The sequence below is a fragment of the Pasteurella bettyae CCUG 2042 genome, assembly GCF_000262245.1.
GTDB lineage: Bacteria > Pseudomonadota > Gammaproteobacteria > Enterobacterales > Pasteurellaceae > Basfia > Basfia bettyae.
Genome location: NZ_AJSX01000007.1, coordinates 81,987 through 105,308, shown reverse-complemented (window position 1 = coordinate 105,308; position 23,322 = coordinate 81,987). Strand labels below are relative to the sequence as shown.

The 23,322-nt window shown below is 34.9% G+C and carries 21 protein-coding genes and 2 pseudogenes; 14 read left to right on the top strand and 9 right to left on the bottom strand.

Annotated elements, in window-relative coordinates; translation table 11 throughout:
- Window positions 1-4 precede the first annotated feature (4 nt).
- From HMPREF1052_RS01710 to HMPREF1052_RS01700, 3 genes are all read left to right on the top strand, one after another.
- On the top strand, window positions 5-793 hold the full coding sequence (locus tag HMPREF1052_RS01710) for an ABC transporter ATP-binding protein (RefSeq protein ID WP_040596160.1): 789 nt from the start codon (window positions 5-7) through the stop codon (window positions 791-793).
- 6 nt (window positions 794-799) lie between these two features.
- On the top strand, window positions 800-1,837 hold the full coding sequence (locus HMPREF1052_RS01705; protein ID WP_370446577.1) for an ABC transporter substrate-binding protein: 1,038 nt from the start codon (window positions 800-802) through the stop codon (window positions 1,835-1,837).
- 225 nt (window positions 1,838-2,062) lie between these two features.
- Window positions 2,063-2,299 carry a GlsB/YeaQ/YmgE family stress response membrane protein gene (locus tag HMPREF1052_RS01700; RefSeq protein WP_005759252.1) on the top strand — a complete coding sequence of 79 codons (237 nt, stop codon included), beginning with the start codon at window positions 2,063-2,065 and terminating at the stop codon, window positions 2,297-2,299.
- Window positions 2,300-2,473: 174 nt separating this feature from the next.
- Here HMPREF1052_RS01700 and thrS read toward each other — a convergent pair whose 3' ends face one another.
- Window positions 2,474-4,405, bottom strand: a complete 1,932-nt coding sequence (thrS, locus tag HMPREF1052_RS01695; protein WP_005759122.1) for a threonine--tRNA ligase — start codon at window positions 4,403-4,405, stop codon at window positions 2,474-2,476.
- A gap of 346 nt (window positions 4,406-4,751) precedes the next feature.
- Here thrS and HMPREF1052_RS01690 point away from each other — a divergent pair, with 346 nt between their 5' ends.
- Together HMPREF1052_RS01690 and hxpB are read left to right on the top strand one after the other, a co-directional pair.
- Window positions 4,752-5,624, top strand: a complete 873-nt coding sequence (locus HMPREF1052_RS01690; RefSeq protein WP_005759071.1) for a fructosamine kinase family protein — start codon at window positions 4,752-4,754, stop codon at window positions 5,622-5,624.
- A complete protein-coding gene (hxpB, locus tag HMPREF1052_RS01685) occupies window positions 5,624-6,286 on the top strand; it encodes a hexitol phosphatase HxpB (protein ID WP_005759269.1) in 663 nt (220 codons plus the stop codon). Before HMPREF1052_RS01690 ends, hxpB begins: the two co-directional genes overlap by 1 nt.
- Window positions 6,287-6,391: 105 nt before the next feature.
- Here the strand turns inward: hxpB and HMPREF1052_RS01680 are convergent, their stop codons facing one another.
- Together HMPREF1052_RS01680 and sohB are read right to left on the bottom strand one after the other, a co-directional pair.
- Window positions 6,392-7,213 (bottom strand): OmpA family protein, encoded by an 822-nt coding sequence (locus HMPREF1052_RS01680; protein WP_005759164.1) that lies wholly within the window; start codon window positions 7,211-7,213, stop codon window positions 6,392-6,394.
- A 225-nt stretch (window positions 7,214-7,438) separates the two neighbouring features.
- The gene (gene sohB / locus HMPREF1052_RS01675; protein WP_005759246.1) at window positions 7,439-8,497 is read right to left on the bottom strand and encodes a protease SohB; all 1,059 of its coding nucleotides are present in this window, start codon (window positions 8,495-8,497) and stop codon (window positions 7,439-7,441) included.
- A gap of 202 nt (window positions 8,498-8,699) precedes the next feature.
- Between sohB and trpE the strand changes: the two genes are divergently transcribed.
- The 7 genes and pseudogenes from trpE to trpA all read left to right on the top strand — a co-directional run bounded on the left by trpE (window position 8,700) and on the right by trpA (window position 15,972).
- A complete protein-coding gene (trpE, locus tag HMPREF1052_RS01670; protein WP_005759210.1) occupies window positions 8,700-10,244 on the top strand; it encodes an anthranilate synthase component I in 1,545 nt (514 codons plus the stop codon).
- An 11-nt stretch (window positions 10,245-10,255) separates the two neighbouring features.
- Window positions 10,256-10,849: an aminodeoxychorismate/anthranilate synthase component II gene (locus tag HMPREF1052_RS01665; protein ID WP_005759054.1), complete on the top strand. Its 594-nt coding sequence runs from the start codon at window positions 10,256-10,258 to the stop codon at window positions 10,847-10,849.
- A complete protein-coding gene (locus tag HMPREF1052_RS01660) occupies window positions 10,846-11,232 on the top strand; it encodes a tautomerase family protein (protein WP_005759218.1) in 387 nt (128 codons plus the stop codon). Before HMPREF1052_RS01665 ends, HMPREF1052_RS01660 begins: the two co-directional genes overlap by 4 nt.
- Before the next feature lie 61 nt (window positions 11,233-11,293).
- Entirely contained in the window at window positions 11,294-12,295 is a 1,002-nt protein-coding gene (gene trpD, locus HMPREF1052_RS01655; protein WP_005758860.1) for an anthranilate phosphoribosyltransferase, read from the top strand.
- A 101-nt stretch (window positions 12,296-12,396) separates the two neighbouring features.
- Window positions 12,397-13,820 (top strand): annotated as a pseudogene (gene trpCF / locus HMPREF1052_RS01650) (bifunctional indole-3-glycerol-phosphate synthase TrpC/phosphoribosylanthranilate isomerase TrpF).
- Window positions 13,821-13,969: 149 nt separating this feature from the next.
- The gene (gene trpB, locus HMPREF1052_RS01645; RefSeq protein WP_005758909.1) at window positions 13,970-15,166 is read left to right on the top strand and encodes a tryptophan synthase subunit beta; all 1,197 of its coding nucleotides are present in this window, start codon (window positions 13,970-13,972) and stop codon (window positions 15,164-15,166) included.
- Entirely contained in the window at window positions 15,166-15,972 is an 807-nt protein-coding gene (trpA, locus tag HMPREF1052_RS01640) for a tryptophan synthase subunit alpha (protein WP_005759129.1), read from the top strand. The genes trpB and trpA overlap by 1 nt, the downstream gene beginning before the upstream one ends.
- Before the next feature lie 75 nt (window positions 15,973-16,047).
- On the opposite strand, the gene HMPREF1052_RS01635 is transcribed toward trpA, so the two are convergent.
- The 4 genes from HMPREF1052_RS01635 to HMPREF1052_RS01620 form a co-directional block, all read right to left on the bottom strand.
- Window positions 16,048-16,608 carry an elongation factor P hydroxylase gene (locus HMPREF1052_RS01635; RefSeq protein WP_005759180.1) on the bottom strand — a complete coding sequence of 187 codons (561 nt, stop codon included), beginning with the start codon at window positions 16,606-16,608 and terminating at the stop codon, window positions 16,048-16,050.
- Window positions 16,609-16,783: 175 nt separating this feature from the next.
- Window positions 16,784-17,647: a protease HtpX gene (gene htpX, locus HMPREF1052_RS01630; protein ID WP_005758981.1), complete on the bottom strand. Its 864-nt coding sequence runs from the start codon at window positions 17,645-17,647 to the stop codon at window positions 16,784-16,786.
- A gap of 120 nt (window positions 17,648-17,767) precedes the next feature.
- Window positions 17,768-18,835: a DNA polymerase IV gene (gene dinB, locus HMPREF1052_RS01625; RefSeq protein ID WP_005759259.1), complete on the bottom strand. Its 1,068-nt coding sequence runs from the start codon at window positions 18,833-18,835 to the stop codon at window positions 17,768-17,770.
- Window positions 18,836-18,911: 76 nt separating this feature from the next.
- On the bottom strand, window positions 18,912-20,483 hold the full coding sequence (locus HMPREF1052_RS01620) for a DUF2813 domain-containing protein (protein ID WP_005758900.1): 1,572 nt from the start codon (window positions 20,481-20,483) through the stop codon (window positions 18,912-18,914).
- A 91-nt stretch (window positions 20,484-20,574) separates the two neighbouring features.
- Between HMPREF1052_RS01620 and HMPREF1052_RS01615 the strand changes: the two genes are divergently transcribed.
- Window positions 20,575-21,480 carry a lysine exporter LysO family protein gene (locus tag HMPREF1052_RS01615; RefSeq protein WP_005759018.1) on the top strand — a complete coding sequence of 302 codons (906 nt, stop codon included), beginning with the start codon at window positions 20,575-20,577 and terminating at the stop codon, window positions 21,478-21,480.
- A 118-nt stretch (window positions 21,481-21,598) separates the two neighbouring features.
- Window positions 21,599-22,000 (top strand): annotated as a pseudogene (locus tag HMPREF1052_RS01610) (long-chain fatty acid--CoA ligase); the annotation flags it as partial.
- A gap of 37 nt (window positions 22,001-22,037) precedes the next feature.
- Here HMPREF1052_RS01610 and HMPREF1052_RS01605 read toward each other — a convergent pair.
- Together HMPREF1052_RS01605 and ybeY are read right to left on the bottom strand one after the other, a co-directional pair.
- Complete coding sequence (locus tag HMPREF1052_RS01605; protein ID WP_005758866.1) at window positions 22,038-22,823, bottom strand: Cof-type HAD-IIB family hydrolase; 786 nt, start codon at window positions 22,821-22,823, stop codon at window positions 22,038-22,040.
- A gap of 18 nt (window positions 22,824-22,841) precedes the next feature.
- Entirely contained in the window at window positions 22,842-23,321 is a 480-nt protein-coding gene (ybeY, locus tag HMPREF1052_RS01600) for an rRNA maturation RNase YbeY (RefSeq protein ID WP_005759235.1), read from the bottom strand.
- Window position 23,322 lies beyond the last annotated feature (1 nt).

Below are 23,322 nucleotides of genomic sequence, written 5' to 3'. Positions count from 1 at the left end.
GACTATGTTAAAAATTGAAAATCTTACTTTTCGACGAGGTCAACACATTATTCTTAATGATGTAAATCTAACCTTAAAACAAGGACAACTACTCACTTTATTAGGTGCAAACGGTGCTGGTAAATCAACCTTATTAAATTGTATTTCAGGATTAATTACGCCTAATCAAGGTAAAGTCTTCCTCAAAGAAAAAGATATTAAACAGCTCAGTTCAAAACAAATTGCACAGCAAGTTGCTTATATTTCACAACAGTCACCACAAACTTATCAATATACGGTAAAGGATTACGTAGTTCTTGGGCGAGCAAGCCATTTAAATATATTTGATAAGCCGAAGGAAGAAGATTATTACTATGTAGAAAAAGCTTTAGCAATATTAGATATTTCTCATCTCTGCGATAAGGTTTATATGCAACTTAGTGGTGGACAAAAACAAATGGTAAACATTGCCAAAGTGCTCGTTCAACAACCACAATTAATTCTGTTTGATGAACCCACTTCAGCACTAGACTACGGTAATGTATTCCGAGTATTAAAACTCGTAAAAGAATTAGTGGAACAATCATTCTCCGTAATTATGACCACTCATAATCCCGAACATCCTATTCTGCTGCAAAAAGAAATTAATGAAAGTTTGACCGCACTTTTAACCAATGAGGGCAAATTACTAGTTGGAGAAACCCCAAAAATCATTACTCAATCGAATCTCACTCAACTTTATGATCAAGCAAATTTACGTTTATTCCCCGTAAAAGAATTACAACGTAACGTTTGTACAATTGCAAAACTTTAATAAGGAATAACCATGATTCACAAAACATTTAAATACATACTAAGTACATTATTATTTTCAAATTTTATTATCCCTTTAGCACAAGCACGTACAGTACAAGATATCGAAAATAATCCTGTAGAAGTAGCTGAACAAGTTAATCGCATTATTGATCTATGGCCCGCCAATAACCAAGTAGTTTTATTACTTGGCGGTGCAGATAAGTTAGTCGGCACAGTGAAACCGATTAAAACTAATGCCTGGTTTGCTGAAATCTATCCAAATATTAAAAATGTACCCACTCTAGCCTTAGGTAATGATAGTAATGCAGAATCATTATTAGCACAAAAACCTGATGCGATTTTAGTTTCTAATAAAAGTTTATTAAACCAAGTAAAACAAGCAGGTATGACGGGGATATTAGTGATGTTTCAAGATTTTGAAGGGCTTAAAAACACAGTGAAAGTCACCGCCGATGTGATTGGTGGTAATGCGCATAAAATTGCCGATGAATATATTAAAGAGCTTGAAAGTAATATTCAATTTGTAAGAAATCGTTTAAAAAATATTAGAGATGAACAACGCCCTAAAGTATTACATATTTCTAATGGAACCAATCTCACTAAAATTGATGGTGGTATGTCCATTGTGGGTGAGTGGATTCATTTAGCAGGTGCTAAAAATGCCTTTGATGATCAAGCTAACCTTGTTGATATCACTTTAGAAGATATTTTAAAAGTGAATCCAGACATTATCATCGTTGGAAGTTTTAATGCAGATAAAGCCGTGGAAACCATTAAATCCGATCCAACATGGAAAAATATTAATGCGGTTAAAAATGGTAAAGTAATAATTAACCCATTAGGCACATTTCCTTGGGATCGCTACTCTGCAGAAGAGGCACTACAAGTATTATGGGCAGCAAAAACTTTTTATCCAGAAAAGTTTGAAGATGTAGATATGGTGAAAAAAACGCAAGAATTCTATAAGAAATATTACCACTATGAATTAAGTGCAGAAAATGCTAATCAAATTCTAAATGGATTACCTCCATTACAAAGATAAAAAGTGCGGTAGATTTCTGATTAAATTTCTGTGCATTAAAGCTTAATAGTTTCAAATAATACCGATTTGTATAATATATTTTATCAACAAAAAATGCTTAATAATTAAATTCTACCGTAACATTTTTTTAATAAAAGCTTGCAATTTGATCTAAATATGTACTATAACAATATATGAGACAGAGGAATCTTTATTATTTTTATTCACAAAAAGAGAGGTATTCATATGTTATGGTCAATCATTGTTGGTGCATTAATTGGTGTCATTGCAGGAATGTTAACTAATAAAGGTGGCTCAATGGGCTGGATTGCAAATATATTTGCTGGTTTAATCGGTTCAAGTGTAGGTCAATCTTTATTTGGAAGTTGGGGGCCTTCTCTTGCTGGTATGGCATTAATTCCCTCTATATTAGGTGCTGTAATCGTAATCGCTGTTGTTTCTTTCTTTTTACGAGGTCGATAATTCATTTAAATTGAATGATTATGATAAAAGCCATTTTTATCTAGTTTTTGTTAAACAACAATCTAAATATCATCAAGCTTGTTTATTAACTATTTAATTGTATGCAAATATCATTCACATAAAAAAGACGAACATAATGTTCGTCTTTTCTTTTAATCATGCTTTTAGTATAAATTACGCATCTCCAAGCAATGCTAATTCTCTTGCTATTACTTGTTTTTTAAGAATTTCCACAAATTCTTCCACTTTATAAGTGCCTAAATCGGTGCCTTTACGAGTACGTACTGCTACTTTTCCAGCCTCAATTTCTTTATCGCCGCAAACTAGCATGTATGGCACACGGCGTAAGGTATGTTCACGAATTTTAAAGCCTACTTTTTCATTACGTAAATCTGATTTCACACGTAAGCCAGCATCTGATAATGCTTTAGTTACTTGTTTCACATAATCCGCTTGGCTATCAGTGATATTCATTACCACAGCTTGAACTGGTGCTAACCATGCGGGGAAGAAACCTGCATATTCTTCAGTAATAATACCGATGAAACGTTCAATTGAACCTAAAATAGCACGGTGAATCATAACTGGTGTACGACGATCATTATCTTCTGCCACATAAGAGGCGTTTAAACGTCCAGGTAGTGCAAAGTCTAATTGAATCGTACCACATTGCCATTCACGATCTAAACAGTCGCGTAATGCAAACTCAATTTTTGGTCCGTAGAATGCGCCTTCACCTTCTTGAATTTCATATTCTAAGCCATTATGCGCCAATGCATTAGCTAAACCTTGTTCAGCACGATCCCACATTTCTTCTGCACCAATACGTTTTTCTGGGCGAGTAGATAATTTCACTGCAATTTTGGTAAAACCGAATGTAGTATACATATCGTAAACCATTTTAATACATGAAGTCACTTCACTTTCAATTTGGTCTTCAGTACAGAAAATATGCGCATCATCTTGAGTAAAACCACGCACACGCATTAAGCCATGTAATGAGCCTGATGGTTCGTTACGGTGGCACGAACCAAATTCCGCCATACGAATTGGCAAGTCACGGTAAGATTTCAAACCTTGGTTAAAGATTTGTACGTGACCAGGACAGTTCATAGGTTTAATCGCATATTCACGATTTTCTGATTGAGTGGTGAACATTAAATCACCGTAATTTTGCCAGTGTCCAGTACGTTCCCAAAGTACGCGATCCATCATAAACGGACCCTTCACTTCTTGGTAATCATATTGCTTTAATTTGGTACGCACGAAGGTTTCTAATTCACGGAAAATCGTCCAACCATCATTGTGCCAGAACACCATTCCAGGCGCTTCTTCTTGCATATGATATAAATCTAAGGCTTTACCAATTTTACGATGATCTCGTTTTGCAGCTTCTTCTAAACGAGTTAAATATTCACTTAATTGTTTTTTGTCTGCCCAAGCGGTACCATAAATACGTTGTAACATTTTGTTATCACTATTACCACGCCAGTATGCGCCTGCAATTTTCATTAATTTAAAGTGATGGCAGAAACGCATATTCGGTACATGCGGACCGCGGCACATATCAATATATTCTTGGTGATGATATAACGCAGGCTGATCATCTTTTGCGATATTTTCATCTAAGATAGCCATTTTGTAGGGTTCACCGCGTTTTTCAAAGGTATCACGTGCTTGTTGCCAAGTTACACGTTGTTTCACTACGTCATAATTCGTTTTTGCAAGTTCCAACATGCGTTTTTCCAATGCGTCAATGTCTTCTTGCGTCAAAGAACGATCTAAATCCACATCATAATAGAAACCATTTTCGATGGTTGGACCGATCGCCATTTTCACATCTGGGAATAATTGTTTGATTGCGTGACCAAGCAAGTGCGCGCAGGAATGGCGGATAATCTCTAAACCGTCTTCATCTTTTGCGGTGATGATCTCAAGTGTACTGTCTTCGCTGATAATATCGCTAGCATCGTGGCGTTCGCCATTAACACGACCAGCAATTGTTGCTTTGGCAAGCCCTGAACCTATAGATTGAGCGACTTCAAGAACAGAAACGGGATTATCGAATTGACGTTGTGAACCGTCAGGTAAAGTAATAATTGGCATGTTGAATCCTTATACAGTGGTCATCCATACGAAAGATGACGTGTGCTTAATGAGTAAATAAAAAAGGCGCAAAACGCACCGCACTTTTGCTTTGTACCTACCATGTACAGTAAAAGTGCAGTTATTTTATCACGAATTTTACTACTTGTAATGCTGCTTTATGGAATAAAAATCAATCGGTGCAAGGATGAAGCAAATCTGAAAATATAAGAAAGAACATGATTTTCTATCATTATTATTTTTTAATTCAATAACTTTAAAAAACTTGAACTTTATCACAGATTATCTGAGAATTTTTGTCTATGATTAGTACAATCTTAAATGTCGTTGAATTTAGGGGGAAAGTATGTGGAAATCCATTTCTCAAACGCTAGCAGAACAATTTGGTGCTTATTATAACATCAAAGATAAAGAAAAAATTCATACTGGTGAAGTACATGAAGCCTGGCTTATTAGCGATGGCGTTCAACCAGTCTTTGTCAAAATGGATGAAAAATCTTATCGCTCTATGTTCCGTAGTGAAGCTGATCAACTTCAATTACTTGCTCGTACAAAAACGGTTTCTGTGCCTCAAGTTTATGGAATAGGATGTTCGCAAAATCATAGCTTTATCTTACTAGAAGCATTACCGTTAGCACCTATTACGGATACAGGCATGAGCGAATTCGGAGTTAAATTAGCTAAACTTCATGCTCAACACACCAGTGAAAGCTTTGGCTTAGATTTTGATACTTGGCTAGGTCCTTTATATCAACCCAATGACTGGAAAACTAATTGGGCAACCTTTTTTTCTGATCAACGTATTGGTTGGCAATTGCAGATCTGTAAAGAAAAAGGGATTGAATTCGGTGATATTCCTAGCATTGTAAAAATGGCGGTTAACCGTCTTGCTAAGCATAAACCTCAACCGTCCTTGTTACATGGTAACTTATGGATTGAAAACTGCGGTGAGGTAAATGGAGAAATTTATATCTATGACCCTGCTTGCTATTGGGGGGATCGTGAATGTGACTTAGCCTTTACTGAAATATTCGAACCATTCCCTCAGAGCTTCTATGATAAATATAATGAAACCTACCCGCTAGATATGGAGGGATATAGAGAGCGTAAACCACTCTATCAACTCTATTATTTAATTAACTTTAGCCATAGATTTAAAGGACATTACATTACTTTAACGCAAAAATTACTTAATTTTTTAATGTCAGAGGAAAAATAATGACAATAAAAGCAATCATATTTGATATGGATGGCGTGTTAATTGATTCTGAACCATTATGGAAACAAGCGGGGATAGAGACTTTTAACACTTATGGAATTCCCGTAACATGGGAAGATATGATGGCTTTAACGGGGATTCCTGCTAAAGGTGTCGCCACATTATTGTATGAAAAATACCATTTATCTCCATTACCTATTGATGAAATGGCTGATAAATTCAATCAACATGCAATTAATTTGATTTTAGAGAAAAAACCTCTTATCTCAGGTGTCAAAGAAACTTTAGAAAAGTTAACCGCACTGGGCTATAAGATGGCAATTGCCTCTGCGTCTCCAAGAAGTTTATTAGAGGGAATTACTAAAAGCTGTGGAATAGATCAATATTTTACTTATTTATCTTCAGCAACAGAACTATCCTACAATAAACCACATCCAGAGGTTTGGTTGAATGCAGCTAAAGTTTTAGGTGTTGATTGCTATGAATGTATTGGTATTGAAGATTCTATCATTGGCATGATCTCAGTAAAGGCGGCATCAATGAAATGTATTGTTGTGCCTGGCATTATAGGACCCAATGACCCTCGCTGGTCATTAGCAGATAAAAAGCTAAGTTCCTTATTAGAAATAAATCAACAGATAATTAAACAATTAGAAGACTAACCAACTGAAAAATAAAATTCTATTATTTATACTTCCCTATTTCCATTTTTCAAACAATAAAAAAGGCTAGATCAAACACTAGCCTTTTAAACTTTTAGTTAATTACTATTTTTGATAAAGAGGAGTTGGACCTGTTGTACCTGCTTTTGCACCACTTTCAGCTTGTTTTAAAACTGTACCTGAAGCACTAATTTCTACACGACGATTAGGACGTAAACAATCTTGTAATTCTTTACCTGCTGGAACGTCATTACAAGCTTTAACTTGTTGAGCTTTACCATAACCAACGGCATCAATTTGTGATACAACACCTTGTTCAATTAATCTAGCTTTAACACGATCCGCACGTCGTTGTGATAAATCTAAATTATATTTATCAGAACCAAGGCGATCTGTAAAACCTGCAACTTTAACATTTTTAGCACCAGTTGATTTTAATTGACTAGCCACATTATCAACAACGCCTTTACCCTTAGCAGTTAAAGTGTCTTTATCAAAATCAAATAAGAAATCGCCACTTAAATTAAATGATGAGTTTCCATTACAGCCATTTGGATACCAGAAGAAGCTCTGAGCATTCATATTTTTATCAAATAATACTTTATATTGACAAATTTTATGAACACCGTTTTCACGATAGTTAAATACGTAGTCAAATTCTCTAACACCATATAGGCCTTCAGAAAATTGCGGATTACCAATTAAATGACGAATTTGATCTTTATTCATACCACGTTCGATCATACGAACGTTATCCCAGTTTGGCCATGAACCAAATTGGCTACCATCATGATTAAAAGTTGATTGATCAACTTTTGACCATACTAAATTGTCAGATGTACCTTCATCTGTAACATCACTTAAGTTTCCACAAGCGGCTAAAGTTGCGGCTGCTACAGCTGATAATAAAAGACGTGATAATTTCATTAGGTTTACCTTTTTAATTAATAATCTCAGTAAGATTATTGCTAAACTATACATATTATATACGATTCTAAATAACCCCATATATATTATAAAATCATCTATAAATTCCATTGACTATACTAAATGTAAATGCCTTGAAAGTAAATGGAAAAATAGTTCTTAAGATTAAATTAATTTTTATTTTTATCTACAAAAGTCAATTAATGTAAATTAATGCAAAGAACATTAAATAAACATTTTTTTATCTTTTTTTAGCCAATTTAACAACATATTATGAGTACTCTCTTCTGCTTGTTTACCAAATTTTTGCATCAACGATTTCTTAATTTGATATTTTACTGAGATAACATCTTTTTGCTTAATTGATTCTAAAATCAAATCATCACTTGTCGCAATTTCATCTACTAAATTTAATTCTAATGCTTGTTGACCAAACCAATGTTCACCAGTAGCAATTTTTTCTACATCTAATTGAGGACGATTTTTAGCAACAAATTGTTTAAATAAACCATGAGTTTCTTCCAATTCTTGTTGGAATTTTTGTTTTCCTTTCTCCGTGTTTTCACCCAATAGTGTTACTGTACGTTTATATTCACCCGCAGTCATCACATCCACATCCACGTCATGTTTCTTTAATAAGCGATGAAGATTAGGCACTTGAGCCACTACCCCAACAGACCCAATAATTGCAAATGGAGCTGAAATAATCTTATCTGCCACACAAGCCATCATATAACCACCACTAGCAGCTACTTTATCCACCGCTACTGTTAATTTAATACCTTGTTGTTTTAAGCGTGCTAATTGTGATGCAGCAAGCCCATAACCATGCACTACACCACCAGGGCTTTCTAATCTCAATAACACCTCATCTTGCTCAGGCTTAGCTACTTCTAAAATAGCACTAATTTCTTCTCTTAATGCATTCGTTTCAGAAGCATGAATATCACCTTTAAAATCTAATACATAAAGACATGGTTTGATTTCTTTTGCGACTTCACCTTTTTTGCGTTTTGCTTTTTCTTCTTTAGCTTGTGCTTTATCTGCCTTTTTCTGTGCTTTTTCAACCTCTTTTAATTCGTCTTCAGTTAAACGAAAATGACGTAATTTTTTTGAGTTATCTTGATAAGTCTTAGTTAAATCTGTTAATTGTAACTCGCCTGACTGAGCATTTTTATTTTGTTTAAAAGTAACGATTGCCACAATAATACCTGCGGTTATCAATAAAACAGTAAGAATTTCTAATATGAAAATACCATAACCAACAAAAATTTCAGACCACACTTTTTATCTCCTTGTTATCAATTAAGACTGTGATAAGCATTATCATACAGGCTTTTAAAAAATCTATCAAAAACCTACCGCAGTTATTTAAATATGAACCTTAAGCAAACTACTAAAAAATATTATTTATCTAAAATAATTCCTTGACAAAATACACTTGTACTAGTTTAATAGTTTAAAAGTTTTTTTCAAAGGATTTATTATGATAAATACCCCTTTTATTTCAGTCACTACACAACCAGTGACTTATTATGCAGACACTACCGCTATTTTTAACACCTTATGTTCACATAACAATACATTATTATTAGACTCAGCCGAAATTGGTAGTAAAAATAGTTTACAAAGCCTCTTACTTGTCAATACGGCGGTAAAAATCACTTGCTTTGCCAATCGTGTTTGCTTTACAGCATTAAATAAAAACGGTGAACAAGTTCTCCAAGCAATTTTACCTAAACTACAAGAAATCAGCTCTACAAGTGCGGTCAATTCTAGAGAAATTTTTGCAGATTTTGCACCTTTAAATAACCAATTAGATGAAGATAGCAAATTACAATCTGCCACCATTTTCGATGGATTACGTGTAATTAATAATACCTATCAATTAAGCACTTCACCTATCTTTTTAGGCGGTTTATTTACTTATGATTTAATAGCCAATTTTATTCCAATGCAAGATATTGAACTAAAATCAGATGGTATTAACTGCCCTGATTATAGTTTCTATCTAGCCGAACATTTAATTAGCATCAATCACCAAACGCAACAAGCCACATTAAAAAGTTTCTGTTTTGCCCAAGAAGAACAGGTGGAAGTTGCTAAAATAGCACTTTCAATTAGCCAAAAATTAAAAAATATTGATACTGTACTTCCCATTAAACCTGCAAGTAATGAAATTTCGACAAACGCAGAAGATCCACAATTTATTGATATTATAAAAGCATTAAAACATCATATTAATGCGGGTGATGTATTCCAAATTGTGCCTTCTCGTCGTTTTTCTTTAGCTTGTCCAAACACTCTTGCTAGCTACGATAAACTTAAGCATAACAATCCCAGTCCTTATATGTTTTATATGCAAGATGATGAATTCACTTTATTTGGTGCATCACCTGAAAGTGCATTGAAATACGAAGCTAAAACAAGACAATTAGAAATTTATCCTATTGCGGGTTCTCGTCCTCGAGGTTTTGATGCTCATGGTAATATTGATCCAGAGCTAGATGTACGCCTAGAATTAGAATTACGCTTAGATCAAAAAGAACAAGCAGAACATTTGATGTTAGTAGATTTAGCTCGTAATGATATCGCAAGGGTTTGTGAAACGGGCACTCGAAAAGTTGCCCAATTAATGCAAGTAGATCGCTATTCTCATATTATGCATTTGGTGTCTCGTGTAGTAGGTAAATTACGTCCAGAATTTGATGCTTTACATGCTTACCAAGCTTGTATGAATATGGATACATTAACTGGTGCCCCTAAAATTAAAGCGATGCAATTAATCTATCAGTTTGAACAACAAAAACGCCATAGTTATGGTGGTGCGGTGGGTTATATCACGTCTGATGGGACTTTTGATACTTGTATCGTTATCCGTTCAGCCTTTGTTCAAAATGGTATTGCCTATATTCAAGCTGGTTGTGGTGAAGTATTAGATTCTGATCCACAAATGGAAGCTGATGAAACTCGTCATAAAGCAGCTGCAGTGCTTACCGCAATTTCTCAAATTAATACACAAGCTAAATAAGGAGAAAGAGTATGGCTAACATTTTATTTTTAGATAACTTTGACTCTTTCACCTATAACCTTGTGGATCAATTCCGCATATTAGGTCATGAGGTCAAAGTTTATCGAAATGACTGTAATTTAGAGCAATTAGTCAAAACAGCATTAGAACTGCCTGAGACTATTCTTGCTCTATCTCCAGGCCCTGGAACACCTGAAGAAGCGGGTATTTTATTATCATTAATTGAGCGTTTAAAAAATAAATGTCCGATTATCGGTATTTGTTTAGGTCATCAAGCATTAATTCAAGCTTTCGGCGGGAAAGTGATTCATGCGGGTGAAGTATTGCATGGCAAAATTTCAAGAATTGATCATGATAATCAAGCTATGTTTGAAGGATTACAAAATCCAATGCCCGTGGCTCGTTATCATTCATTAATGGGCATAGAATTACCACAGGAGTTAATTGTGAATGCTAATTATAAAGGTATTGTCATGGCAATTCGCCATCAAACTTTACCAATTTGTGCTTTTCAATTTCACCCCGAAAGTATTTTAACCGTACAAGGTTCAAAACTACTTCAACAATCCATTGAATGGCTATTAGCTCGTAAGGAGACATTATGATTACCGTTTATGGTTTAAAAAAATCACTTGCACCTTACCGAAAACAGATTGCAGATGCTATTTTTCATTGCTTACATATTGGCTTAGGCATTCCTCCAAGAAAACACACTTTAAGATTTGTAGGTTTAGAAAAAGAAGATTTCTATTTACCGATTAACCGAACTGAACGTTTTATTGCGATTGAAATTAATTTGATGCAAGGGCGTACTGAAGAAACCAAAAAACGTTTAATTAAAATGTTATTTAGTGAATTGGAATATAAAGCAAAATTAAATGCATTGGATATAGAAATCACAATTAAAGAACAACCTGCTCATTGTTGGGGATTCCGTGGTATGACTGGCGATGAAGCGAAAGACTTAGATTACGATATTCATCGATAAAATTTTTAAAAATATAACCGCACTTTTGGTGTCGCTAATAAAAAATACAAAGGAATATATTATGCAAACCGCTGGATTACTCGAAAAACTCTATCAATCACAACCTCTTTCTGTTGGCGAAAGCGAATTTTTATTTAATCAAATTATGCAAGGTCAGTTTAGTAATGAGCAAATTAGTGCATTATTAATCGCTTTGAAAATTCGTGGTGAAACGCCCGAAGAAGTTCAAGGTGCTGTCAATGCAGCATTAAATAATGCACAACCTTTTCCTCGTCCAAATTATCCCTTTGCAGATATTGTTGGAACTGGTGGCGATGGTCATCATACTATTAATATCTCTACAGCAAGTGCCATTGTTGCTGCTTCTATGGGAGTTAAAGTCGCAAAACATGGTAACCGTAGTGTGTCTAGTAAAACCGGAGCCAGTGATGTGTTAACCGCTCTCGAAGTGAATATTAATATGCCTAGTGAAATAGCTCGTCAAGCACTAGATGAAACTGGTATTTGTTTTATCTTTGCTCAACAATATCACCCTGGTTTTCGATTTGTTGGCGCTGTCCGAAGTGCGTTAAAAACACATACCTTATTTAATATATTAGGGCCATTAATTAATCCTGCTCGCCCTTCACATCAATTACTTGGCGTATATTCATCTGAATTAATTCCACTTTATGCTCAACTTGCACTTTCACTGGGTCAAAAGCATAGTTTTGTAGTACATGGAGCAGGTTTAGATGAAGTGGCTTTACATGGAAGCACTCAAGTTGCAGAAATCAAAGAGGGAAAAATTGAGTACTATACACTTACGCCACAAGATTTTGGTTTACCTACACAAAAAATTGAAGATCTCTGTGGTGGTGAGCCTACTGAAAATGCACATATTCTGACCGAGATTTTACAAGGCAGAGGCAAACCTGCTCACAATAATGCTATTGCGGCAAATACGGCTTTATTATTGCGTTTATTTGGTCATGATAATTTAAAACAAAATGTTCAAGACGTGCTAAATCAATTAGCAAGTGGCAAAGCCTTTGCAACCTTGCAGAAATTAACAACCTATTAATTAATAATGATTTATTGAGACAGTTTTAGTGACTGTCTAAAAATTATTTTAGATTTATGTGGGCTGACAATAACCCTTCCCAACAATAAGAAGATAGAACAATGATTAAACAAGATTTTAGTAAACCAATTGAAGGTGCAACCGTTCTGCAAAATATTGTGTTAGATAAAGCACTTTGGATAAAAGAAAAAAAGCGGAATTTCCACTCAGCGAATTTAGCCATAAAATTACCCAATCTGACCGCAGTTTTTATGATGCGTTAAGTAAAGGAACGCATCAACGCCCCGCATTTATTTTAGAGTGTAAAAAAGCTTCTCCTTCAAAAGGTTTAATTCGTGAGCAATTTAACTTATCTGAAATCGCCCGTGTCTATAAAAATTATGCTACGGCAATTTCAGTACTCACCGATGAAAAATACTTCCAAGGTGATTTTAATTATATTAAACAAGTACGTGATATTGTCTCTCAACCTGTTTTATGTAAAGACTTCATGATTAGTGAATATCAAGTCTATTTAGCTCGTTATTATCAAGCTGATGCCATTTTATTAATGCTTTCAGTGCTTAATGATGAATCTTACCTGACCCTTGCAAAACTTGCTCATGAATTAGGCATGGGGGTATTAACAGAAACTTCAAATCAAGCTGAACTTGAGCGTGCTATCGCACTTGGAGCAAAAGTCATAGGAATAAATAATCGTAATCTTCATGATTTAACTGTTGATCTTAACCGCACTCCACCACTAGCGACACAAATTCCAACTGACCGTATTATTATCAGTGAATCAGGTATTTATTCTCATAAAGAAGTCCAACAACTTAAACCCTATGTACATGCATTTCTCATTGGTAGTAGCTTAATGAGTAGTGATGATTTAAATAATGCCATTCGTTCTATTATTTTTGGTGAAAATAAAGTCTGCGGTTTAACCCGTGCTCAAGATGTTCAAGCTGTATATGACAATGGTTCTCTATATGGTGGTTTAATTTTTGTTGAGAATTCAAAACGTTGTGTATCTTTACGTCAAGCACAAGAACTCGTAACTACGGCACCACTACGTTTTGTCGGTGTTTTCCAAAATCAAGAAATTGACTTTATTGTAAAAATTGCTAGTCAATTAAACTTATATGCAGTGCAATTACATGGTTCAGAAAATGCTGAATTTATTAGTCTACTTCGCACTCAATTACCTAAACAAATTCAAATCTGGAAAGCCATTTCAATAGATATTCATGATAAAAGTGCGGTGAAAATTTCAAAAATTTCTGCCGTGGATCGCTATCTACTAGACAGCAAACAAGGTTCACAACAAGGCGGCACGGGTGTAAGTTTTGATTGGTCTAAAATTCCAAGGAAATTAAAACAACACATTTTATTAGCGGGCGGTATCAATCCGAGTAATATAAAACAAGCACTTGAACAACATTGTAGTGGTATTGATCTAAACTCAGGTATAGAAACGACAGCAGGCATTAAAGATCATCAAAAGCTGGTTGCCGTGTTTAAAGATATTATTGATTTCTAAATCTTTTATCAGGTCGTATTTATATACCTTATTTTATTTTTAAAAATAATTTATTAATCATAAATTTTACAAAAATAACTTTACATGTATTGTACTAGTGTAATAGTATGTATTTATAAGATATTCATATTACTTTGAGGAAGTTTTACATGACAGATACAATTTTGAACCCCTACTTTGGCGAATTTGGCGGGATGTACGTACCCGAAATTCTCGTCCCTGTACTCCAACAATTAGAAAAAGCTTTTGTTGAAGCTAAAGATGATCCTGAATTTCAAAAAAAATTTCAAGATTTACTCAAAAATTACGCAGGTCGCCCTACAGCACTCACTCTTTGTCGTAATCTTACCAAAAATACAAAAACTAAACTTTATCTGAAACGTGAAGATTTATTACATGGTGGTGCACATAAAACTAACCAAGTATTAGGTCAAATTCTATTGGCAAAACGTATGGGAAAAACCCGTATTATTGCTGAAACTGGTGCAGGTCAGCATGGTGTTGCTACAGCTCTGGCTTGTGCAATGCTTGATATGCCTTGCCGTGTCTATATGGGAGCCAAAGATGTTGAACGTCAATCACCAAATGTATTCCGTATGCGTTTGATGGGAGCTGAAGTCATTTCCGTACAAAAAGGTTCTTGTTCATTAAAAGATGCCTGTTGTGAGGCAATGCGTGACTGGTCTGCAAACTACGAAAATACGCATTATCTACTAGGTACTGCAGCAGGCCCTCATCCATTTCCAACTATTGTCCGTGAATTCCAAAAAATGATTGGTGAAGAAACCAAGCGTCAATTAAAAGAAAAAGAAGGACGTTTACCTGATGCGGTCATTGCTGCTGTAGGTGGTGGTTCAAATGCTATTGGTATGTTTACAGATTTTATTAATGAACCTTCAGTACGTTTAATTGGTGTTGAACCTGCGGGTAAAGGAATTGAAACGGGAGAACATGGTGCGCCTTTAGGTAATGCAAAAGTCGGTATCTATCTTGGTATGGTTTCCCCGCTTATGCAAACCAAAGATGGGCAAGTAGAGGAATCTTATAGTATCTCAGCAGGCCTTGACTTCCCTTCTGTTGGCCCACAACATGCATATTTACAAAGTATTGGACGAGCAGAATATCCTTCCATTACTGATGATGAAGCATTAGATGCATTCCAACAATTAGCCAAACATGAAGGCATTATTCCTGCATTAGAAAGCTCTCATGCTCTTGCTTACGCATTAAAAATGATTAAGCAAGATCCAAATAAAGAACAAATTCTTGTGGTGAACTTATCTGGTCGTGGAGATAAAGATATTTTCACCGTAGATAAAATTTTAACAGAAAAGGGAATGCAATAATGAGTCGTTTTGATACTAAATTTGCCGCACTTGCAAACAAGAAAGAAGGTGCCTTTGTTCCTTTTGTAACATTATGTGATCCTACTTTTGAACGTTCTTTTGAAATTATCTGCACATTAGTAGATAACGGTGCGGATGCTCTAGAACTTGGCTTCCCTTTTTCAGATCCGTTATTAGATGGTCCTGTGATTCAAGCCGCTAATAATCGAGCCTTAAGTGCAGGTCATAGCACTGAAGACAGCTTCAAGCTATTAGAAAAAATCAGAAATAAATATCCTGATATTCCGATTAGTTTGTTACTTTGTGCCAACTTAATTTTTGCCAAAGGATTAGATAATTTCTATAAACGTTGTAAAGATATAGGTGTAGATGCAGTTTTAGTGGCTGATATCCCATTACTTGCAAAAGAGAAATATTGTGAATCAGCTAAAAAACATGGCATTCAACCCGTATTTATTTGTCCACCAAATGCAAGTGCTAAAATAGTGCAAGGTGTCGCTGAAAATAGCCAAGGCTATACTTATTTAGTTTCTCGAGCTGGCGTAACCAGTGCAGACAACCAAGCATATGCAACAAACTTAGATACTCTTGTTGACCAACTAAAACAACATAATGCCCCACCTATATTACAAGGTTTTGGTATTGCAACACCTGAACAAGTAAAAGAAGCCATTGCACTAGGTGCTGCTGGTGCTATTTCTGGTTCTGCAATTGTCAAAATTATAGAACAAAATTTAGAGGACCATCAGCGATGCTTAGCCGAATTAGCGGACTTTGTTCATCGCATGAAAATGGCGACGAAATAACATTATAAAAATAAAGTGCGGTTAAATTTCAAAAAATTTACCGCACTTTATCATTAACGCAAAAAATTAACCTAATTAAATTTTTGTCACATCAAACTTCTCTAAATCAATTTTATCTTCTGTACCATAGAAATGAGTAAGTGCTTTACGCAATTTTTCTGCTCGTTTTGGCAAATAACCACGTTGCGCATAAACTTTTACTTGTTCATATACCGCATGTTTAAAAGGTTGCGTATCACCTGGATTACCATTTAAATTATCTGAACTGGCAAAATAACGAAAGCCTGCTGCGGTGGCTAATACCCATTCTATAGCCTGTGGTTTGACTTCTACTTGTTCAAATTCTCGTTGTCGTTCTGTAGAACGACCATCAGGCTCATACCAATAACCAAAGTCTTCTAATTTACGACGCTCAGTACCTGCGACTAACCAGTGAGAAATTTCATGCAGTGCACTACTATAAAATTCACGAGCAAAATAAATTACATTGTATGATCGTTCACTTTTAGTCCCATTTTCATCTAAGAATGCAGGTAAATAAATTGGGTACTCGCCCCCTTTTTCCAATTTTGTATTATATTCTTGTTCAAAACATTGATTAAAAATACGAATAATATCTTCTAATGTATGTTCCATTGTCTATTCCAATTGAGCTTTTTTTAGAAGTAAAGAGTAAAGGTTTTTATTAATAAAATAAACTAACAAATCGAATTAAATGAATTTAATTAGTGATAGATCAAGGAAATGAACGATGATGAATATCATATGATAAAAAATAAAAAGGTACTTTACAGTACCTTTTCTATACAATTTATTTCATTAAATCACTTGCATTTTCCAATGCTTCAATACGTTTTTCTAATGGAGGATGGCTTAAGAATAATGAGGCTAAACCACCGCGTTTACCATTAATCGCAAATGCAGCTAATTGCCCTTCAGTTTCTTGAGGCTCATGAATAGTTTGTAAGCGTTTTAATGCTGCAATCATTTTTTGTTTACCGACTAATTGTGCAGAACCTGCATCCGCACGGAATTCACGAAATCTTGAGAACCACATTGCAATCATGCTTGCTAAGAAACCAAATACTAATTCAAGTACCATTGATACGGTATAGTACATCCCCGTATTGCTTTCTCCATCACGGCTACTTGATGCCACTTTGGCGATCATACGTGCTGCAAAAATAACAAAGGTATTTAATACACCTTGTAATAAGGTCATGGTGACCATATCACCATTTTTTATATGACTCACCTCATGGGCTAATACCCCTTCAGCTTCATCACGAGTCATATTGTTTAATAGTGCTGTGCTCACAGCCACTAAAGCATTCGTTTTACTTGGTCCTGTAGCAAAAGCATTCACATCATTTGAATGATAAATTGCAACCTCAGGGTTAGGTAAGCCTGCTTTTTGTGCTTGTGAATGAACAGTTTGCACTAACCAACGCTCTACATCATTTTGTGGAGTAGTAATAATTTCAGCCCCTGTTGCAGCAAGTGCTGAACGTTTTGACATTAACAATGAAATAATTGATCCTGTAAAACCAAATAAACCAGCCATAATGAGTAATCCCATGGCATCTCGGCTTTGTATTCCTGTTAAGCTTAAAATAATATTAAAAACAACCAATACCGCCATATTCGTTGCTAAAAATAAAAGAATTCTCATCATAGAAAATCATCCTTCATAAAGTCGTCAATAAAATCGTTAGATATTCAGTATAGTTACCATGCAAGGCTTACCATAAAATGGTGTTAATTTTAGTAATTTCAAGAGGCTAATCTATAATTATTACCATAAACTCATCTGCTGCTCCTTTGAATTATCAGGAATATTAACATGCAACCCAACTAATCGAACTGAACGCCCTATACATCTATACCAAATTTGATGCATCAATTGGACAAAATTATCCTTAGTTAATTCCAAGCCCGTTTTTTCTAAAGTGGTAGTTTGAAAATCTTCAAATTTTAATTTTATACCAATTTTTTTAAATGAATTTAATGGAATATCTGGACAAGCTCGTCTAATTCGCTCTTCAAGTGTTGGATATAAGCGATTCACTTCATCAATAGCCTCTTCTACAGAAGATATATTTTTTAATAAAGTATCTTCTACACCAATAGATTTGCGTTTCCAATCCGTTTGAACTTCACGTTCATCAATTCCATGACAAAACTGCCACAAACGTTGACCAAATTTACCAAATTGATTCAATAGAATGCTTAAATCCAATTTTTGCACGTCTGCACAGGTTTCTAAGTTCATATTTAGTAAACGTTGCGTTGTCACTTTTCCTACGCCAGGGATTTTATTTAGCGGCAATTTTTTAATAAAATCATCAACGTCTTCAGGTTTAATAACAAAAATACCATTTGGTTTATTTTGATCAGAGGCAATCTTCGCTAAAAATTTTAAAGGTGCAACGCCTGCTGATGCTGTTAAATTCAACTCATTAAAAATTGTTTGGCGAATTTCTTCCGCAATCCAAGTTGCTGAACCAGAACATTGCTCACAATCGGTCACATCAAGATAAGCTTCATCAAGAGAAAGCGGCTCAATATTATCAGTATAGCGGTGAAAAATTTCATGGATTTGTTTTGATACTTGTTTATATAAAGGCATATTCACAGGTAATAAAATCAATTTAGGACAAAGCTTTAAAGCCTGAGCGGTTGGCATTGCGCTATGTAAACCAAATTTACGAGCTGGATAATTGCACGTGGTCAAAACCCCTCGTTGCTGCACGTTTCCACCAACAGCAATAGGTTTATCTTTAAGTGATGGATTTTCTCGCATTTCTATTGCAGCATAGAAACAATCCATATCAATATGAATGATTTTACGGGGTTTAGGCATAATTAATTAAAAGTGCGGTAAAATTTTCAAAATTTTTACCGCACTTTAACACAAAATACTGTATATAAAAACAGTTTTATGATTCTTGTGTTTTAGTTAAATTGACAACTTTAGAAAATAGTCGTTTAAATAAGAATGGAATTGACTCTTTTCCTCGTTTTTCTATTTCATTTGAAATAGCAATAGCGAGATCTGGTTTAGAAGTACGTTGAATTGCACGCTGAATAATTTTATGCATAGGATAATGCTCACCTTGCGGTTGCCAATGAGATAAGCGAATAAATACCTCTTCAAAACCTTGTGTATAAAAGAAATGTTCAATATCTTGTTTTGGTAAAGTCATTACTCTTTGGCTTACAGATTCATCCTCAGACAACATATCTTTCACGGTTTCTGTGTATTTACGACCAGCCTCATCACCATCTGTTAAAGCATACCACTCTATTCCCATTGCCTTAGCATATTTTATTAATGGACGAATTCCCGATTGGGCAAACTCTACAATACGAATTCCCTCAATATCTAAATCAATTCCTAATAACTTAGCTAATTCAGATAAAATCCAAACCTCAGTTTCCCCCTCCACTAAAATCCATGTTCGGGCAAATAAAGCTAAGCTACGATTATGATGGATATGGAAAGTTAACCGACGTAAATCTTCTTTGCCCAAGTCATGACGTTTTAATTGATAAGCTATTGTACGATCCGCATAACGTACAAGTTTACAAATACTTTTTAACTCAACCAATGAAATTAAATCGACAGAATTCGTCGTAGTAATACGCTGAATAGGCAAATAAGAAGTAAGTTTCCAAACAATAGCAACCATACGAGGATGCAGTCTAGTAGCGAGATCTTCTAGCAAGAGAATAGGACGAATACGTTCTGAATGAATTATCTTTTCATTCGGCTTTTGATGATACTCAAAAAGCGGGAAAATAGTATCAATAAGCCGTTTTTGCAATGAATGATCAGCATCCTGTTCTAGACGATAACAAAGTGACTGAGCCATATCCCATAATTTACCAGGATCCATTGACATGATCGTCTGTGATGGCTGTTCTTCCACAAAATAATATTTTACTAATTCCATCACCGCATAAATTTCTTTAATAGTCTGATCTGCACATTCAGCATATTTAAGTGGCTGTGAATTAGCCTTATGATGATTAAGACGAGCATCTCGAAAACGATAAATAGGATGATATTGAATCATTTTTTGTACAATATCTTCTATATTATCAAGTTTAATACAATGACCTAACTGATCTAAAAATGAATATTGTGTAATAACCTCATTTTGCGAATTTAATTCTCCAGTCACACGTAAATAAATTCGTTTATAGCCATCTTCATGAGGAACGAACAATCGTTGCACTGGTGCATCAAACTGATCATGCTCTTCATTTACATTTCCCTCACTGAAAGTAAATAATAAGGTAATACTTTTCATATCCTCTGAACGGTGAAAATCAGCTTCTGTAAAATGGTATAATCCATTCTCTGCATTTAAAATCAGGCTTAATGCCGATAACAAACTGGATTTACCCCAAGAATTTTCACCAATCAATACCATGTTGGCACGTAACATGATGGAAAGACGCTTAATCCCTCTAAAACCTGAAATATCTAATTGACGTAAATACATAGAAATATCCTCTATAATTTTTGATAGCCTACCGCAAATTACCAACAGTTGATATACTTATATATCAATTAATTTAAAAAGAATGGATTTTATGGAAGGCTTACTAATTGTTCTCGTGCCTATGTTATTGGGCTATCTTATCAAAACAACCAATCAACAAATATTAAAACGAATTAATAATGTCATAATGATATTATTATTTATTATTTTATTTGTGATGGGGATTTCTCTCGGACAATTAGATGATTTGGCAAGAAAATTACCGATGATTGGAATTTCTGCACTCATTTTTATCATTTGCATTCTCAGTTGTAATATGGTGGGATTAATCACTTACGACAAACTCTATCCTCAGCCACTTAAATATCTGGGTAAGGATATTCCGCCACGTTGGAAACTATTATTAGACAGTTTCAAACTCTGTTCTATGGTTATCATCGGTTTTATTTTTGGATTAATAACTAAAGGTCATTTTGAATTACCACTCCACGCCAGTACTTATGTTCTAATTGTATTAATATTTTTTGTAGGCGTTCAACTACGTAATAACGGTATTTCATTAAGAGAAGTACTCTTTAATAAACGAGGGATTTATACAGGATTAATTATGATCACAACTTCGCTTATCGGCGGAATACTTGCTAGTTTATGGCTCAATCTACCTGTTTTTCAAGGCTTAGCAATTGCTTCAGGATTAGGCTGGTATTCGCTTTCAAGTGTAGTAATTAATGATGCTTGGGGTCCTGTATTCGGAAGTATTGCTTTCTTTAACGATTTATCTCGTGAAGTTTTTAGCTTATTCATTATTCCCTTTTTTATGTTTCATTATCGCTCTACTGCCGTAGGTTTAGCTGGTGCAACAGCATTAGACTGTACGTTACCAATTATCCAACGTTCAGGAGGCATAGAAGTCGTACCCCTAGCCATTAGCTTTGGATTTATCACCAACATAGCCCCACCAATTTTATTAGTGTTTTTTTCGTCTATTCCGATTTAGAAAAAAAGCCTTAACTCATAAAGTTAAGGCTTTTTAATATATTGGTGGGCTGGCGTGATCTGAATTGTCGCTTATAAGTGTTGTTATTGCTGGATTTGTGAAATTTGGTTTTTGTTTCTATATCGCGCCACAATATATCGAAAGCAAAATCGGGAAAGATAAATTTATCGAACAAATTGCAATCATTGCCGATGCGAAAAAATATGTGTCTGCACTTATTGTGCCTTGCTTTGATAGTTTGGAAGAGTACGCTAAACAGATCAATATTAAATATCATGACCGTTTAGAATTATTAAAAAATTCTGAAATTCTGAAAATGTTTGAGCAGCGTATTAATGCGGTGCAAAAAGAATTGGCTCATTTTGAACAAGTAAAAAAATTCACGTTACTTTCTCAAGCCTTTAGCATTAAATTGGGTGAAATTACACCAACATTAAAATTACGTAGAAAAGTGATTTTAGAGCGTTATCGTAAGCAAATTGAAGATATGTATAATTCAAAAGAATCAAAAAATTCATAACTAAAAGGCTCTCGTTTGAGAGCCTTTTTCTTGCCAATTATTCAGGAAATTTTTCTTCCAAAATTAATGCTAACCCATCTTCATTATTGGTCGCGATGACTACATTTGCAGCTTGTTTAATTTCATCAGGTGCATTTCCCATTGCCACCCCAAGCCCCGCATGTTCTAGCATATCCAGATCATTAAAGTTATCACCAAACGCAATCACCTCATTGGTCTGTACGCCAAAATAATCTTCCAAAAAACGAACCGCACTTCCTTTGGTAGCACTCTTATGCATCACCTCTAAAAAATTAGCATGGGAACGACAAATACTCAGATGTGGAAATTTTTCCTTTAAAATAATTTCAATCTCAATGATTTCTTGAGCTTCCCCAATAATTTGAATTTTATGCGGCGAACGTGTCGCTACTTCATCAAAAGGATGAATCTCAATTTTAGTGACGCTGCGTTCAAAAATCACCCATTTATTTTCTACGTCACGAGCATGGCAATCATTATTTGTATAATAATTTACACCAAGCAAAGGGTGATCCGCCAAAACGGTATTAATGTCTAAAATATCTTTCGGATCAATTTGTACGCTATAAATTGGTTCAAGATGTTGATTCAAAATAAGCGCACCACTAAATGCAACAAGCACATTATTCATTTCAAGCTGTTTCCAATAAGGCAAAATACCTAAAGGAGAACGCGCCGAAATTGGCACAAAAGGAATACCATTCGCCGTTAAACGCTTAATTGCAGCAACAGTTCGAGGGGAAATAGTATGTTGAGAGGTTAATAAGGTACCATCAAAATCACTAAATACCGCTTTATACATCATTACTCCGAATAAAGATTATTTCTCTGCTAAATAAGGATCATCAAAGCCTAATCCTTGCATAATTTGTGTTTGCATAATTTGTGTTTCTAAACTTTCCATTTCTTCAGCTTCATCGTCTTCAATATGATCGTAACCGAGTAAATGTAAGCTACCATGCACGACCATATGTGCCCAATGTGCCATTAATGGTTTCTCTTGTTCTGCAGCTTCTCGCTCCACGACTTGACAGCAAATAACGAGATCCCCTAACAATGGCAACTCCACCTCATCGGGGCATTCAAATGGAAATGAAAGTACGTTAGTCGGGCGATCCTTGCCACGATAAGTTAAATTTAATTCATGGCTTTCGGCTTCATCCACAATACGAACCGTCATTTCAACTTCATCCCCTTCAGGTTGAACAGCGGCTGTTGCCCACTGCACAATTTGCTCTTCTGTTGGTAAATTCTCTATATTTTCTGTGGCAATTTGCAGATCAACGAATATACGTCCCATT